Source organism: Legionella sp. W05-934-2, from assembly GCF_964199965.1.
Lineage (GTDB): Bacteria > Pseudomonadota > Gammaproteobacteria > Legionellales > Legionellaceae > JAFIFT01.
Map to the genome: position 1 here is coordinate 132048 of NZ_CAXMZT010000006.1, position 16731 is coordinate 148778.

The following is a 16731-nucleotide window of genomic DNA, read 5'->3' on the forward strand; positions in this document are numbered from 1 at the left end:
AATGAAACGCAACCTCATCGGCTATGGCCCGAACCCTCCTGACTATGATTGGCCAAATGGTGCAAAAGTTGCCGTTAATTTTGTTTTAAATTATGAAGAAGGCGCTGAGCTAACGCCAGTCAATGGCGATGATAGTTGTGAAAATTATGGGGGCGAATTCCCATTAAGCCGCAAGGAAAAAAATGAACGCAGCCTTAGCATGGAGTCTTTGTATGAATATGGTAGCCGTGCCGGTGTTTGGCGTTTATTGCGGTTATTTGAAAAAAACAATGTCCCATTAACCCTTTTTGCAACAGGACTTGCCTTACAATTAAATCCCCCGCTTTGTCAATATTTGACTCAGAAAGCGTATGATATCGCTGGGCACGGTTGGCGGTGGATTGATCAGTCGCAATTGAGTGCTCCTGAAGAAAAAAGGCACATGATTAAGACCATTGCTACGATTGAACAATTAACGAATCAACGCATAAAAGGTTGGTACAGCGGTAGAAAAAGTAATCATACCCGCCGTCTATTGAAAGAAATCGGTGGATTCTTGTATGACTCGGATAGTTATGCTGATGATATCCCCTATTATGATGACGATCGCCATCTCATTATTCCTTATAATTTGGTCACCAATGATTTTCGTTTTTGTACTCAACCAGGTTTCAGTGGACCCGCTGATTTTTATCTGACATTAAAAAATACACTGGATTATTTAGTATCTGAAAATCGATGGTCTGTCATGACAATTGGCTTACACCCAAGAATTAGTGGCTATCCGGCACGCGCCCAAGTGATTAAGGAATTTTTGAATTATCTAAAATCAAAGCCAAACGTTTGGGTATGTCGTAGAGTTGATATTGCCCAATTTTGTATGAATCACTTATAAAGCTGATTGGCAATATACCCTAAACCATGTGGATAGACACGGTTATCAAACCTTCATGGATTTATGATAGGTTGCTTCATAGACTTTAGCAACATCCGCAGCAGCTGCTTGTAAACCCAATTTTATATTCGCTCGATAGGCTATCGTTAACGCCTGCTCGGCAGACGGTGCCTGAGGGTAGTTTTCTATCAGGTAATTGGCGCGTTCAACGGCCGCAACGTATAGTTGACGTTCAAAGTAGTAATTCGCATTGTTTAGTTCGCGTTGAGCAAACATGTTTCTTAAATAAATCATTCTTTGCAGCGCATCCGCTTTATATTTGCTGTTTGGGAAACGTTGGATAAATATCCCAAAATCTGCATAGGCCTGCGCTTCAGTACCAGGATCACGCCAGGATTCGTCCATGGGTAAAAACTTAGCAAAAGCGCCTCGGTATTGTTGGAAGTTTGCCAAACCTTTCAAATAATAGGCATAATCAACGTTCTCAGCGCGAGGATATAGATGGATATAACGCTGCGCAGAAGCAGCTGCGGAGGCATACTCTTCGTTTTTATAATAGGCATCCATCAATTTTGTCTGAGCGGTTTGCGCATAGGTTGAAAAAGGGTATAACGTTTCCATTGCCTCAAACTCACGGATTGCCGTTTTGTAATTGCCTTTATTGACGGATTGATTTGCTTGATCATATAGCTGCTTTGCCGTCAAACCACGGTATTCAGCATTCACATCGACTTCTTTGTTTGACCAACTGGAACAACCCGATAATAACACCGTGCAAAGTATCAATAGGCTGGTAACTAACTTCTTCATACGACCTCTTTATTGTTAATACGTTGTCTTAATTTTCTTACCCGGTCAGCAGCTTGTTGAAGACGCGATAGCGAAATGTCCCCATTGTTAACGAGTGAAGCCATCATGTCAATGATTGCCATCGGCTCATCATAACTCATTTGATTACCAATGATTAACAAGTCGCAACCCGCATTCATCGCCATTGCTAGCCGCTCACTCAAGGAATAATGATGCGCTAAAGCATGCATTTGCAGGTCATCACTGACGATAACCCCATCGTAATGCCATTTATTCCGTAATTGTTGATTCAACATCACACGGGATAACGTCGATGGTAACCCGGTTGAATCGAGATTTCGATTGATAATATGGGCTGTCATTACCATCACCAAAGGATGTTGGTGATGTAGAATTTGTTGAAACGGATTTAGCTCATCCATCTCGTAGGTATCGGATACATCGACTAGCTGTAAATGGGTGTCGCCCATGGCGGATCCATGGCCAGGGAAATGCTTTAGACAGCAAGCGATACCCAACTGCAAAAACGGTTGCATAAATTGCCATGCTAGCTTGCTAACTTGTTGCGCATTTGTACCATAACTGCGATCCAACATATTGATACAACCTTGGCCATTGCTCAAATCCAAATCAACGACTGGTGCAAAATTAATATTAAACCCTAATTGATGACAAAAATCTGCCATTGATTGGGCTTGTTGGTTAAATAATGATTGCGGAAGCCTCGCTGATTCTTTGGCTGAACAAGTCACTGGCGCCCCGCGCAAATGCCCTAAGCGATCAACCTGCCCCCCTTCATAATCAACCGCCATGAGTAATGGTAATGGATGATGCTTACCATTAATAGCTTGCAAACCTTCGATTAATGATTGGGTTTGAAAATAGTCAACGATATTTTTTTTTAATTGTCGTTGCTTGAAATGATTGCTAAACAGGATAAAGCCTGCTGCATTTAATTCGATTAAAGGCGCTAGTTCATCACGAACCTCATTGATGTCAGCCCCTTCAAAACCCACAAGCAACGTTTGAGCGATCAAACTTTTTAACTCAGACATACTTTATTGTTCTTTGAATTAAGTCTTTAAAAAGTCGTTCATCATACACCATCGGACAATATAAACTCAATGTTGAAAAGTGAAACTTGGTGATAAAAGTAAATTGGGTATAAATATGAATCACACTTTCGATAACTGTCAGGTTTATTGGCTGGAGCTGTCTGTTTTTAGCTTTAATGGTTGAATCTGATCGTATTGGCAAGCGCAATCACTGCCTGCAGTGGGCGGAAAAGGCACGCCACTAAAGCTGCTTGGAAAACAGATTGTCAATTCCCAGGCCACGTCGCCAGGGTTTAATTGGTTCGGTAAAGACCAATATTGGGTAGCATGGTATACTTTATCCTTATCTGCTTCCCAAAACGCCGGCGTAAATGTCGCATTATAAAGCAGTGTTTGCCCTGGATTGCATTTGAAGGAAACTCGTGTCCATTTGCTGCCTTTGGCAATGGTAGCCTGTGCAACTTGACTTCTATTACTTGTATCAATGGCCACAACATTGACATTAAAATCATTCCAGCAGGAATCTTTTACGATATTTAAATAACAGGTCACATCGGCGTAGCTGATTTCCATGACGAAAGGCAAAAATAGCGCATAGAAGTACTTCATATGATTTCATCCCTATCAACGCAGTTATCGAGGTATATGATAGATTATAGTCAAATTTATTTTTTTTTATCTATTCACCTAGATTTTTCAATTTACAGGGAAAAGTCAGGTTTTAGCTCAAGATGCGCCAAATAGGGCTTTTCGGTGAACGAGGCTAAATAGTTGCAATTTTTATTATTCATCTTGTGGGTCAACCACATAGATGCCAGGTGCATTGCGGAGATATTCATTATAGTCCATCCCATAACCAAATATGTAATGATCATCGACTTCCAATCCAACAAAGTCTGCTTTATCTAAACCATTGGGCACACGTTTGTGATGTTTGTCCACTAATACTGCTGTGTAAACCTCATCCGCGCCCATTGCTTTAACCTCTTTGACAATGGCAGCCAAGGTAACACCGCCATCTAAGATGTCATCCACAATCAACACATTGCGCCCTTTCAGATCCACCGATGGGCGGACAATCCATTCAAGTTCTCCACCCCGTATTTCACCCCGATAGCGGGTTGCATGAACATAATCCACTTCGAGGGGAAAGTCGAGCCGGAGCAATAAATTGCCTAAGGGAACCAACCCCCCAATCATCACGCAGATTATCACGGGGTTTTTATCGGATAATTTGTCATGGATATTGATAGCCATTCTGTCGAGCGCCGCCTCCACTTCGTTTGACGTATACAGACAACTCGATCGCTCATAAACTTGACGAATTTTACTGGGAATAGACATAATACTTTACCTTTCAGTTTCAGGGTGAGGAAAATAGCTTATTTTAGTTTGGCTATTTTTGCCATCTAAGATTTTAGCAACGCCTTGTTTATCAACTTCATCAATTCGCAAGATTGCGTGCATCGGGATATAGGTTTTTTTAACTGACTTAAACTCCATTTTTAGCTTCTCTTCGGAAGGGTCAACTACCATGGATGCCTGCGTATCAAATACAAATTCCTCTGCCTCTAGAAATCCAAATATATCACTCTCACAAATTGAACGAACGTATATTTCGTATATTTTGTCTTGATATGCAAAAACCAACCGATATAGACACTTTGAAGCCATTTCACTACCCAATTACAATTTTTGCACGATTATACTTAATTCAGACAATTAGCTCAATCAAATTGACGTTGACGCTTTCTGAGTTAAGGTTGAAACCACTGCATCGGGGTATGTAAGACTGGATTTTTTCATCACTAATAGGTAAAAAGCGGCAGGCCAAGGGGGAAACAACTCCCCCATTTGCTCAATTACCCTTAAGCGATTAATGGTAATATTGCGGCTTACGGGTGGGAGATAGTAAAAGTAGTTGACATAATAATGCTGATACCCTCGACGGAGCATGGCCCTTTTTAACTGCAATAATGAGGGAAGATGAGACACGGTTTTATCGATAAAGGAAAGTTTGCGAAAACGTAAACTTACCCCCCACAAACTGATGGGGTTCACAGCAAAAAAAATAACATAGCCCATGGATTTTAACACCCTGTCAACCTCATCTAATGGCCAATCATGAAAGTTTCGTTCACAAAAACTCAGCGGCATAAGCAGTGCATTCAACGATTCATTTTCAAAAGGAATTTCATCATAGTTTGCCCGAACGACTCGCGAATCGTTGCTAGATTTTGAGGTGAGAATCCACTCATGTGAATAGGATAATTCAGAAAAAAGAGGCGTGTTGCTGGTTAATCCCAACTGCAAAATTTTATCCCCTTTGATGGTAGGTGATAACGGACGCAACTGCTCACGAAATTGTCGCATCACGCGATGTCCATGTTGGGTTTGAAACCATGCTTCGATACCATTATGAAACTGATCCACCTTGCACCCTATTATAAAAGTAAGTCGTTTAAGTTAGGTTATAAAATTTCGGAGTGCGCTTGACAATCGCACCCACCTAACAAACGTAACAACTGTTTGCCAAAGTAATAAGTTAGGGGAAGCTTGTTTAACTGTCAATAAACCAATGAATAGCTTCTTTACAAGAAATTAAAATCTACCCCGTTCGAATACGTGCCCGTGCCCAGCAAAGCGGTGCCCATGACCGTGCCCGAACATATTGGCTATACGATAGAATTGACATTCGTCATCAAATTGATAGACTCCCTTGCAAAAGTCCAAACCTAGGATAAGGAAATAGCCCCAATGTGTATATATTTAAATCTTTTTGTATTTCTTTACAATCATATCAGCTTAATTTTCAGCAAATATTTTCTTTATACACTATATTTAATTTAAATCTATGTGATTTTATTGATTATGCAAACAACAACAGAAACACCCAGATTACATGGAATTTCTCAGTTATTAGTGCATGAAGAGCTCCTGAGCAAGGAAGATGCATTAAAACACCAGCAACAAGCACAAAAAGATAAAGTGCCCTTATTGCATTTCTTGGTGGTAAATTCCATCCTAAACGCAACCGAAGTCGCTATACGTCTAGCTGAAAGTTTCGGCGTGCCTCTTTTGGATCTGGATGCGGTTGATATCGACACTGCCCCACTTGCCTTAGTCAATGAAAAGCTCATTCAAAGACACATGATTTTACCCATATTTACGCGAGGTAATAATCTTTATATTGCGACCGATGATCCATCAAAACATGCTTCTTTAAAGGAAATACAATTTCATACGGGACTTCATTCCCACGCTATCATTGTAGAAAGCGATAAACTTCATGAAGCCATCGAATCATTACTCAGCAAAAAAGATAAACAAGGCCTGGATGATTATGTTGATGATGGAATTACCGATTTAGAAAGTCTTGAGATCACAAGTGATGAAGATGCCGATGGCGATCCAGCCGATCTAGCCAAAGATGATGCGCCGATTGTTAAATTCGTGAATAAAATACTGATCGATGCCATCAAATCAGGGGTATCAGATATCCATTTTGAGCCCTTCGAAAGTGAATACAGAGTTCGCTATCGACAAGATGGTATTTTAGGTGTCATTGCTACCCCACCGATTGGTCTGTCTGGTCGAATAACAGCGCGGATCAAAGTGATGTCGAATTTAGATATTTCTGAAAGACGGGTGCCACAAGATGGACGCTTTAAAATGCGCTTATCAAAATCACGTGCAATCGATTTTAGGGTCAGCACCTGCCCAACTGTCGGTGGCGAAAAGGTGGTTATGCGTATTTTAGATCCGGGTACGACGAAATTAGGTATTGAAAAACTCGGTTTCAGTGAGGTTCAACAAAAACATTTTCTCAAGGCAATTGACAAGCCTCAGGGGATGATTTTAGTAACAGGACCTACCGGTAGCGGTAAAACAGTCACGCTCTATACGGCATTAGGAATGTTAAATACCAAAGAAAGAAATATCTCAACGGCAGAAGATCCGGTGGAAATAAAGGTGCCTGGCATCAACCAAGTTAATATTAATTTAAAAGCAGGTTTAAATTTTGCCTCCGCATTGCGCTCATTCCTTCGCCAAGATCCGGATATCATCATGGTGGGTGAGATACGCGACTTAGATACCGCTGAAATTGCAGTGAAAGCGGCACAAACCGGTCACTTAGTATTATCCACATTACACACCAATAGCTCCGCAGAGACGTTAACTCGCTTGGTGAATATGGGAGTCCCTTCGTTTAATATCGCCAGCTCCGTCAGCATCATTATCGCCCAACGTTTAGCAAGACGGTTGTGTGAATCCTGCCGTGAGGTTATTGATGATATTCCACCCGAAGGTTTAATCGAGCTTGGGTTCTCTGAAGCAGATGCCAAAAAAGTTAAACCATATAGGGCTGTTGGCTGTAACCAATGCACAAATGGATACCGAGGCAGGGTCGGATTATTTGAAGTAATGCCGATGACTAAGGAAATCGGACGCATCATCATGACTGGCGGAAATTCGCTCGATATTCTCAATCAGGCAACCAAGGATGGCATGCTAACAATCTATCAATCAGGGTTAATAAAAATTAAAGAGGGCGTCACCACGATAGAGGAGGTCAACCGAGTAACGGTTGATTAAATGACATGGCGAATACAAAAACAACACAAGTAGCAGTCTTCCAATATGAAGGCATCAATAAATCGGGTGAAAAATGCAAAGGCGAAATTGAAGCCCGTTCTGTTGCGCTCGCAAAAGCCGATTTGCGTAAAAAAGGAATTGTCACACGCAAGGTGCAAAAAAAGCGGGGTTCATTATTTGATTCGAGCAATAAAAAAATAAAGCAAGGAGATATTACCGTTTTTTCCCGACAATTAGCCACCATGATAAAATCGGGTATACCGCTTATGCAATCGTTTGATATTGTCGCCAAAGGCCAAGCAAATAAACGCATGCAAAAACTAATCCTTGAAATCAAGGCAGAAGTCGAAACAGGATTAACCTTATCCGAAGCATTGAAAAAGCAACCTGACTACTTTGGTGACTTATTTTGCAATCTTGTCGATGCAGGGGAAAAATCAGGTTCACTTGAAATTATGTTAGACAAGGTAGCAACTTATAAAGAAAAGATTGAAACCATTAAGAAAAAAATCAAAAAAGCACTTACTTATCCGATTGCCGTTATGGTAGTCGCATTCTTAGTGACAGCGGGGTTAATGATCTTTGTGGTTCCACAATTTGAATCGTTGTTTTCAGGGTTTGGCGCTGATCTGCCTGCACTAACGAAAATGGTTATTTCGATTTCAGAATTTTTCCAAGCTTACTGGTATATTATTTTTGGTGTCGCTATATCGGCTGTCTGGGGATTTGTCTATACCCTTAAGCATTCCAAACCCTTTGCCGAAAAAGTTGATGCGAGTTTATTAAAATTCCCAATCATTGGTCCGATTATTGAGAAAGCGGCTATTGCGCGGTTTGCAAGAACCCTATCGATAACATTCGCTGCTGGTCTTCCTTTAGTGGAAGCCCTTCATTCTGTATCCGGTGCAACCGGGAATATTCTGTATGCAAAAGGAACCGAGAATATTCGTACCGAGGTTTCAACAGGGACCACGATGCAACTGGCCATGGAGCATACTAATTTATTCCCCAACATGGTCGTACAAATGGTGGCAATTGGTGAGGAATCGGGTTCGTTAGAAACCATGCTAGCCAAGGTTGCCGATTTCTATGAGGAAGAAGTCGATAATGCGGTTGATGCACTAAGTAGTTTGCTTGAACCAATAATTATGTCAATATTAGGGATATTGGTCGGAGGCATGGTTGTGGCAATGTATTTACCGATATTCAAACTGGGTTCTGCCGTCTAATTTCAACCCTAATTACCGTTGGCCAATCGCATCAAAGATACATTTTTTTTCTATTCATCAACTGAATTAGGACCACGCTATAACTTACTTCAGTTTTCCTTCTCCCAAGACATGGGGGAAGGTACCCAAAGGGCGGATGAGGGATTGATGAGTTGAAGTTATATAGTTGATGTGTAGCATAATGTGCTTAAAATGCTTATGAAAAACAATTTTTAACGAAGAGATCGGCGTTCAGAGAATAATAACAAGGATAGCAATGTTTCATTTACCACCGATGTATTTTTATATTTTCACCGTATTATTTGCACTGTGTATTGGCAGTTTTTTGAATGTTGTTATCGCTCGACTGCCACAGATGATTTTATCTGAATGGCGAATAGATTGTCGCACATTACTAGCACTCCCTGAAAAAGAAGAAACGAAAATAAACCTGGTTTCACCAAGATCTCATTGTCCCCATTGCCAAACACTGATCCCATTTTGGCACAATATCCCTATCCTAAGTTTTATTCTTTTAAGGGGTCGATGTCGGCAATGCAAGGAAAAGATCTCCTGGCGTTACCCCATAGTTGAAGCGACTACCGCCCTTCTTGCCTTATTATGTGCTATCCATTTTGGTCAAACAGCAGCATTTTTGTTTAGTTTGTTATTTTTATTTTACGCCATCACTATTTTTTTCATTGATTTGGATCATCAACTTATTCCAGACAGTTTGAGTTTATCACTGCTTTGGATAGGACTCTTAGCTAACACACAGTCCTTATTTATCGATGTGAATACGGCTATTTATAGTGCGATTGGTGCCTATTTATTTTTATGGCTATTTATCCAATTATTTTACTGGGTTACCGGAAAAATTGGCATGGGCAATGGTGATTTTAAATTATATGCCGCTTTTGGCGCTTGGATGGGCTGGAAAGCATTACCGCTAATTTTGCTGCTATCTTCTTTAATTGGAGCGATTGTTGGTATGATTTATCTTCGCATGAGTCAACAAAGCAAAGATACGCCTATCCCATTTGGTCCCTTTTTAATTGCCTCGGGGTTTATTGCCTTATTATATAGCCCAACAATTATCCAATGGTATTTAGCATTTTACCCTTAAATAGCCAGGATAGAAGAATACCATCCATGTTATTTTCTTCGATGCTGGATTAATTCTGAAATTAATTCTGGCCGATTCAACCCCAATCGCGAGAATATTTCAGTTAACTTACCCCAAGCATTTTCCTTTTCAATGCTACTAACCACCATATCAAATCCTTTATCCTTGTCTTTTGCTTTACCCCAGCCATGGATATAACTAAGTCCTAGCAGCCGCATCGCTTCAATGTGACCTAGGTTGGTAGCCGCCTCAAGATAGATATGAGCTTGCTCATAGCAACTATCTCGTTGCTTTAGATTTGAGGGATGTGAGAATAGCCCTTCTTCTTCTAAATGCTGACGATAGTTCGCTTCATCCATCATATATTTTCCAAGATGATAACTGGATTCAGCATCATGGAGACCTGCAGCCACACGATAACTTTCAATTATCTGTATTTGTGCATGGGGATACCGCTTTTTGCCGATTAGTTTTTGGTACAGTTTAATGAGTTTTTTGTATATCTTTATTTCTTTTTTTAATGCCGATTCAGAAGGCTCAGCATTCAGTCGGCCAGCTTGGTACGCTTTAACTCTCTTTAATAGTTTGTTAATTTGGCGTTGTCGAATATTAAACATGATCTATCTTCCTTAACTTGCAGGGGCAGGGACTGATATTAGCCACTCCACAGTAAACAATACAACTAAGGCAACCAGCATTAATAATACCAATTTGGTTGCAAAGCTTATATCTTGTTTGATCGGACCAAGTGCAGCAGATGTAGGCTGAGGCGCTTCATCAACAGGAATCGATGTTCTCACCTTATTTTCTTCTTCTCTGACAATCTTGTTATCAATATAATTGGAAATAATGCTGGAAATCAACATAAAAACCAGCGCTGGAAGTGCATAGGTTAAGAATGTTAGAACCTTGGATAATCGTACACTCATCCCTAAGTCAAATTGCAAGTAAAATAGCCAACTTAAAACCAGTTCGGGAATATCATATCGTAAATCCCAAATTAAAAATGGGATTATATAGAGACTATATAAGATAAACACCCAAAACAGCACCAACATGGTTAAGCCTATCACATATAATTTGGGACTTTTTTGATATCTATCTTGCTCAAGCATACTAGACCTTTTAATCAAAAACCGTGACTTTATTACCTTGTTTATATAAAGTATAGAGCTGTTGAATTTGTTTTTCAGTAATTCGATATTGAGACAAAGTTGGTAATTTATCAATAGGAAAAAATTTTATATCTTCAATTTCGTGGCTAAACTTTCGCGTTCCACCTTTCAGCTCACAGGCAAATATCGCTTTATAAATATAAGGCCAATGAGGTGGGTGATCATGATGCGCTGTATCCCAATAAGCCATTAAATAATCGGCTTCAACGCGAAACCCTGTTTCTTCTAATACTTCTCGGATGACGCATTGGGAAGGTGTCTGATTGACGTCGGCCCATCCTCCCGGTAAAGACCATTTGCTATCTTGTGCTTCTTGAACAAGGCAAATGGAATCCTCTTTAACGATAAAGGCTCTAACATCCAGCTTTGGACAAGCATACCCTTTTTGTTGTAAAAATGCTTTGTATAATGCGCTTTTATCTGCGTCAGTTAGCTCGGCCATCATTTGAGCAGAAATTGCAACCAACTTCTCATACCGCTCCCAATCATACACATCTTTCGTATAACTAAGGCCTGTCTGTGCTATCGCTTGAATCTCAGTTGCCCATCTTAACCACAATGACTGCTCTTGTATTGTTTTAACCATCGATTGCTCCTCAAGGATTTGGTTATCGGAATCACTGATACTCAGACAACCAAAAGCACCATCAGCGGCAATATAATCTATTGATATTATTTAAAAATAGCACATTCTTAATGAAAATGTTAAAATTAATCATTACGATTCAAGTCTAAAAGGAATCGGCTTCGCCGATGCTTCCCGAATTACGGCAAAAGGCCTCCATACGGGCTAATGTTGATCGTAGTCCGTATGGAGCAAAGCGGAATGTGGGTATAACTCGGCGAAGCCGAGACAGTGTGAATTTGGGCTTATCCATTTTAATTAATGATTTTGAGAAATTATGTCGCGTACAATATTTATGGTATCAGATGGAACGGGGATTACAGCTGAAACATTGGGAAACAGCCTGATGACCCAATTTGACCACGTTCAAACTAAAAACATTACCCTCCCCTATGTCAACTCATTACCAAAAGCCTATGAAGCCGTTGATAAGATCAATAGTGTTGCTCAATCAAGTAAAGAAAGGCCCATTGTATTTGTAACGATTGTCCAACCTGAAATTTTAGCGATTCTGAAAGAGGCGAATGCGTTCATGGTTGATCTATTTACCACATTTTTATCTCCCTTGGAAAATGAGTTAGGTGTTCGATCGTCCTATAGTGTTGGAAAAAGCCACGCCGTTAAAAATGGCCAAGCCTATCGAAATCGCATCGAGGCCGTGGATTATGCACTACAGCATGATGATGGCATACGTCTCAAAGGGTATGATAAGGCAGACATTATCCTCATTGGGGTCTCTCGTAGTGGAAAAACACCGAGTTGTTTGTATATGGCGCTTCACTTTGGCGCATTTGCTGCCAATTACCCTTTCACAGAAGAAGATTTAACCCGCACGAGTCTTCCTGAGTGTTTAAAACCCTATAAAAATAAATTGTTTGGCCTAACCATTGACTGTGACCGACTTCAACAAATACGCAGTGAAAGAAGACCCAACAGTAAGTATGCATCCGTTGAGACATGCCGCATTGAAACATCCCAAATTGAAGCGATATATCAGCATGAAAATATCCCTTATATCAATTCAACCGCCTGCTCAATTGAGGAAATTAGTACGAAAGTCCTCTCAACGATTGGCTTCCAGCGACGTTTTAAATGAGTAAACGGTTTAGCACTACCCAGCTTATCGCAAGGTAATGCTAAATTATGCTAATCCACGCACCCACCAACTAACATACGATTCATTCGGCGAACAAATTCACCCGGATTATCTAATTGTCCGCCTTCAGCAAGTAATGCTTGGTCAAACAACAAATAGACCCATTCTTTAAATTTCTCATCATCAGTGACGGCATGAAGGTTTTTGATTAACGAGTGATCGGGATTTATCTCCAAAACGGGTTTAGTTGCCGGTAATTGCTGACCTGCTGCCTGAAGAATACGCTGCATTTCAAGTCCCATGTCTTGATCATCAGCCACCACACAAGCGGGCGAATCCGTTAGGCGATTAGATAATTTCACCGATTTAACTTTTTCACCTAAAATCGTTTGAATTTGAGACAACATCGATTCAAATGACTTTTCCTTCTCCTTAATGGCTGCTTGCTCTTCTTCATTATTATCCAGTTTGACATCCCCTTTAGCGATTGATTTCAAAGGTTTTTCATCAAACTCACTTAAATAACTGACTAACCATTCATCGACTTTATCGCTGAGCAGCAAGACTTCTATTTCCTTTTTACGGAATATTTCTAAATGAGGGCTATTTTTAGCGGCATTATAACTGGAAGCCGTGATGTAATAGATTTGGTCTTGCCCTTCCTTCATTCGACTCACATAATCAGTTAGTGAAACCGTTTGCTGATCATCCGCATTATGGGTGGAGGCAAAGCGTAGCAACTTGGCGATTTCTTCTTTATTGCTATAGTCTTCAATCGGTCCTTCTTTCAATACAAGGCCGAATTCTTTCCAAAATTTTTGATACTTGTCGTCTTCTTGTTTGCTTAATTTTTCCAACATCGATAGTACGCGCTTAGTACAGGCTGAGCGGATAGCATCTACTTGTTTGTTATCTTGCAAAATTTCACGTGACACATTTAAGGGTAAATCGCTCGCATCAATGATTCCCTTCACAAAGCGTAAGTACCGTGGCAAGAACTGATTAACATCATCCATGATAAATACACGTTTGACATATAGCTTCAAGCCATGTTTGGCTTCATGTTGCCATAAATCATACGGTGCAGAAGAGGGAATGTAGAGCAAGGAAATATAATCGTGTTTTCCTTCCACATGATTATGCGTCCAGGTAAGTGGGGTCTGGTAGTCATGGGATATGGATTTGTAAAACTCTTCATATTGCTCGCTGCTGATTTCTGACTTGCTTAATGTCCAAAGTGCTGTTGCTTTATTAATGGTTTCAAAATCATCAGACTCTTTTCCCTCGTCATCCATTTTCTTCATTTGAATTGGCCAACACACATGGTCGGAATATTTATTAATGATTGAGCGTAAGCGGTAATCGCTTAAAAACTCATCCTCGTCTTTTTTCAAATGAAGAATTATCTCTGTGCCACGATGTGATAATGTTTTATCATCGACAGTGAACTCACCATCTCCGGACGATTGCCAAACAACCCCTTCCTTCGCAGAAACACCCGCCTTTCGCGTATGAACAGTCACTTTGTCAGCCACAATAAATGCCGAATAAAAACCAACGCCAAATTGACCTATCAAATGAGAATCTTTGGCTTGATCGCCCGATAAGTGACTTAAAAACTCTTTTGTACCTGATTTTGCAAGGGTCCCTAAATTAGCAATGGTTTCTTCTTTGCTCATGCCAATGCCATTGTCGCGAATGACAATTTGCTTTTTCTTTTCATCCACTTCAAGGGTAATTTTTAAATCGGAATCATTCTCATACAGCTCACTGTTACTTAATGCCAAAAAACGCAACTTATCCAGTGCATCCGATGCATTAGAAATTAACTCTCTTAAAAAGATTTCTTTGTTAGAGTAAAGTGAGTGAATCACCAAGTTAAGCATTTGTTTGACTTCAGTCTGAAATCCCATCGTTTGTTTTGTCATTGAATACTCCCATCATTTCTGAATCTATCAATGAGATTGAATATGGGGAATATAATCGAAAATTCAAGGGGCAAATGTTACTGGATAACAAAAGAGTCAATCGGTGTGCCGTGAATCTAAGGCCTACCACCGGTTGCAGGTCTACCCATGCCAACACGCGGTCGATGCATATGGAAAGTGACCGTTTCAGAAGTGTTTAACACAGCGCCCTTATCTGATAATACTTGCACGGAGACCGTATGAGAACCGCGAAACACATTGGTTAAGGTAAAGGTTGTCGTATTCTGAGGATCACCGATAGGCTTACCATCATAGATAAGTTGAACTTTATCATTTTTCCTGAGCTTCGGCTCTAACTCAACCAAAATAGGCACTAACCCTTGGTTGTTTCGAATAGTCGCTTCCGGGGTGGGCTGCACAATGCTTAAAACTTTATATCCGGGCGATACCTCATCGTCATTTGCACTATCGGATTGATCATCGTCATTGGTTGCTTCTTTCGATGGCTCGGGGGGAGAATACGTTTGGATTGGAGGCAAATCAATTTGTTCAGCACCAGGGCGCGGTTGGTCAGTAAAATGAACTTGGCCACTGCTATCAGTCCATCGATAGATTTTAGCCTCTGCTGGAATATTAACCAGAAAAGCTAATACACCTAACAAAAAAACACGCATTGTGTTCTCCATAACCACCACTTGCCGGATTTTAAAAACCTCTGCTGACCGTTTCGGTTGAGTCAGACCCTTTTTCTCATCGACATGACTGCCGCTTTCAATCCGAGAATTAAGGGTCCGACAATTAGGGAAAGCCCCTAATTGAACCTATAATTATAAACTATAGTATAAATGAAACTCAATGGGGTGCACCCAGCTCCTAACCTGCTGAATTTCTTCTCGCTTAATGCGAATATAGCTCTCCAAGAAAGGTCGGCTAAACACGTCACCTTGCAATAGAAAGTCATGATCATCTTGCAGACAATTTAATGCTTCTTCCAGAGATGAAGCAACCGTTGGCACATCCTTTAATTCTTCCGGTGGTAAATCATAGAGGTCTTTATCAATTGGATCACCGGGATGAATTTTGTTAATGATACCATCGATACCTGCAAGCATCATTGCTGAAAATGCGAGATAAGGGTTGGCCATGGGATCGGGGAAGCGCACTTCAATACGACGCCCTTTTGGACTAATCACATGGGGTATACGGATGGACGCTGAGCGGTTACGAGCAGAATAAGCTAACAGAACAGGCGCTTCAAAACCAGGGACCAAACGCTTATAACTGACTGTTGCGGGGTTAGTAAAGGCATTCAGTGCACGGGCATGTTTAATAATACCGCCAATATAGTGCAACGCCATTTCCGATAAGCCCGCGTATTGATCACCGTAAAATAGGTTAGTGCCGTCTTTAGACAGTGACTGATGGCAATGCATACCACTCCCATTATCACCGACTAATGGCTTGGGCATAAAGGTTGCTGTCTTACCAAAATTATGGGCAACATTATGGATAACATATTTTAATTCTTGCAACTCATCCGCTTTCGCAGTCAGTGTGTTGTACTTGGTTGCCACTTCACATTGGTTACCTGTTGCTACTTCATGGTGGTGGGCTTCTGTTTGAATGCCCAATTCTTCAAGAATCAAGCACATAGCAGAACGAATATCTTGCGATGAATCAACCGGTGGCACTGGAAAATAACCGCCTTTAACTCCAGGACGATGGCCAATATTACCGCCTTCATACACTTTGCCAGAGTTCCACTCTGCTTCTTCTGAATCAAGCTTATAAAAACAACCGCTAATCCCAGTTTCCCAACGGGCATCATCAAATAAAAAGAATTCAGGTTCAGGACCGAAGAACACTTTATCGGCAATTCCCGTAGATTTAAGGTATGCTTCCGCTCTTTGAGAAATTGAGCGAGGGTCCCGGTCGTATCCCAAGTTGGTTTGAGGGTCAACCACATTACAGCGCACAAACACTGTCTCATCTTGGAAAAATGGATCCAGTTTAACGGTGCTTTGATCAGGCATTAATACCAGATCAGATTTTTCAATTCCCTGCCAGCCTTTGATGGATGAACCATCAAACGCCTTACCGTTTTCAAGAAAATCGTCATCGACTGCTGATACGGGGATGGTAATGTGTTGTTCCTTACCTCGCGTATCGGTAAAACGCAAATCAACAAATTTTGCGCCGTACTGATCAATTGCACCCAATAGATCATTCTGGGTCATA

At 40.7% G+C, this 16731-nt stretch carries 17 protein-coding genes; 5 read left to right on the plus strand and 12 right to left on the minus strand.

The features are described from left to right. The first annotated feature begins 1 nt into the window (after position 1). A complete protein-coding gene (locus AB3348_RS08595) occupies positions 2-874 on the plus strand; it encodes a polysaccharide deacetylase family protein (protein ID WP_367607183.1) in 873 nt (290 codons plus the stop codon). A gap of 45 nt (positions 875-919) precedes the next feature. Here the strand turns inward: AB3348_RS08595 and AB3348_RS08600 are convergent, their stop codons facing one another. The 6 genes from AB3348_RS08600 to AB3348_RS08625 form a co-directional block, all read right to left on the minus strand. Then, positions 920-1684 (minus strand): outer membrane protein assembly factor BamD, encoded by a 765-nt coding sequence (locus AB3348_RS08600; protein ID WP_367607184.1) that lies wholly within the window; start codon positions 1682-1684, stop codon positions 920-922. After that, entirely contained in the window at positions 1681-2739 is a 1059-nt protein-coding gene (locus AB3348_RS08605; RefSeq protein WP_367607185.1) for a glycoside hydrolase family 3 N-terminal domain-containing protein, read from the minus strand. Before AB3348_RS08605 ends, AB3348_RS08600 begins: the two co-directional genes overlap by 4 nt. A gap of 144 nt (positions 2740-2883) precedes the next feature. Next, positions 2884-3348 (minus strand): hypothetical protein, encoded by a 465-nt coding sequence (locus AB3348_RS08610; RefSeq protein ID WP_367607186.1) that lies wholly within the window; start codon positions 3346-3348, stop codon positions 2884-2886. Between the two features lie 174 nt (positions 3349-3522). Further along, positions 3523-4083: a hypoxanthine-guanine phosphoribosyltransferase gene (locus AB3348_RS08615; RefSeq protein WP_367607187.1), complete on the minus strand. Its 561-nt coding sequence runs from the start codon at positions 4081-4083 to the stop codon at positions 3523-3525. 6 nt (positions 4084-4089) lie between these two features. After that, positions 4090-4413, minus strand: a complete 324-nt coding sequence (locus AB3348_RS08620) for a DUF1820 family protein (protein WP_367607188.1) — start codon at positions 4411-4413, stop codon at positions 4090-4092. A 57-nt stretch (positions 4414-4470) separates the two neighbouring features. Beyond that, on the minus strand, positions 4471-5172 hold the full coding sequence (locus AB3348_RS08625) for a hypothetical protein (RefSeq protein ID WP_367607189.1): 702 nt from the start codon (positions 5170-5172) through the stop codon (positions 4471-4473). A gap of 438 nt (positions 5173-5610) precedes the next feature. Between AB3348_RS08625 and pilB the strand changes: the two genes are divergently transcribed. The 3 genes from pilB to AB3348_RS08640 all read left to right on the plus strand — a co-directional run bounded on the left by pilB (position 5611) and on the right by AB3348_RS08640 (position 9669). Next, entirely contained in the window at positions 5611-7335 is a 1725-nt protein-coding gene (gene pilB / locus AB3348_RS08630; protein ID WP_367607190.1) for a type IV-A pilus assembly ATPase PilB, read from the plus strand. Positions 7336-7340: 5 nt separating this feature from the next. Then, positions 7341-8564 (plus strand): type II secretion system F family protein, encoded by a 1224-nt coding sequence (locus tag AB3348_RS08635; RefSeq protein ID WP_367607191.1) that lies wholly within the window; start codon positions 7341-7343, stop codon positions 8562-8564. A gap of 256 nt (positions 8565-8820) precedes the next feature. Continuing rightward, positions 8821-9669: an A24 family peptidase gene (locus AB3348_RS08640; RefSeq protein ID WP_367607192.1), complete on the plus strand. Its 849-nt coding sequence runs from the start codon at positions 8821-8823 to the stop codon at positions 9667-9669. A 29-nt stretch (positions 9670-9698) separates the two neighbouring features. Here AB3348_RS08640 and AB3348_RS08645 read toward each other — a convergent pair whose 3' ends face one another. Genes AB3348_RS08645 through AB3348_RS08655 form a run of 3 tightly spaced genes read right to left on the minus strand, consistent with a single transcriptional unit; the run spans position 9699 to position 11430 of the window. Then, complete coding sequence (locus tag AB3348_RS08645) at positions 9699-10286, minus strand: hypothetical protein (RefSeq protein WP_367607193.1); 588 nt, start codon at positions 10284-10286, stop codon at positions 9699-9701. 12 nt (positions 10287-10298) lie between these two features. After that, on the minus strand, positions 10299-10784 hold the full coding sequence (locus AB3348_RS08650; protein ID WP_367607194.1) for a hypothetical protein: 486 nt from the start codon (positions 10782-10784) through the stop codon (positions 10299-10301). A 10-nt stretch (positions 10785-10794) separates the two neighbouring features. Then, on the minus strand, positions 10795-11430 hold the full coding sequence (locus tag AB3348_RS08655; RefSeq protein ID WP_367607195.1) for an NUDIX hydrolase: 636 nt from the start codon (positions 11428-11430) through the stop codon (positions 10795-10797). 316 nt (positions 11431-11746) lie between these two features. Here AB3348_RS08655 and AB3348_RS08660 point away from each other — a divergent pair, with 316 nt between their 5' ends. Then, positions 11747-12565, plus strand: coding sequence for a pyruvate, water dikinase regulatory protein (locus AB3348_RS08660; protein WP_367607196.1), 819 nt, complete (start codon positions 11747-11749; stop codon positions 12563-12565). Between the two features lie 50 nt (positions 12566-12615). On the opposite strand, the gene htpG is transcribed toward AB3348_RS08660, so the two are convergent. The 3 genes from htpG to glnA form a co-directional block, all read right to left on the minus strand. Beyond that, positions 12616-14493 carry a molecular chaperone HtpG gene (gene htpG, locus AB3348_RS08665; RefSeq protein ID WP_367607197.1) on the minus strand — a complete coding sequence of 626 codons (1878 nt, stop codon included), beginning with the start codon at positions 14491-14493 and terminating at the stop codon, positions 12616-12618. 116 nt (positions 14494-14609) lie between these two features. After that, a complete protein-coding gene (locus tag AB3348_RS08670) occupies positions 14610-15167 on the minus strand; it encodes a DUF4124 domain-containing protein (RefSeq protein ID WP_367607198.1) in 558 nt (185 codons plus the stop codon). Positions 15168-15320: 153 nt separating this feature from the next. Beyond that, entirely contained in the window at positions 15321-16730 is a 1410-nt protein-coding gene (gene glnA, locus AB3348_RS08675; RefSeq protein WP_367607286.1) for a type I glutamate--ammonia ligase, read from the minus strand. Between the last annotated feature and the right edge of the window lies 1 nt (position 16731).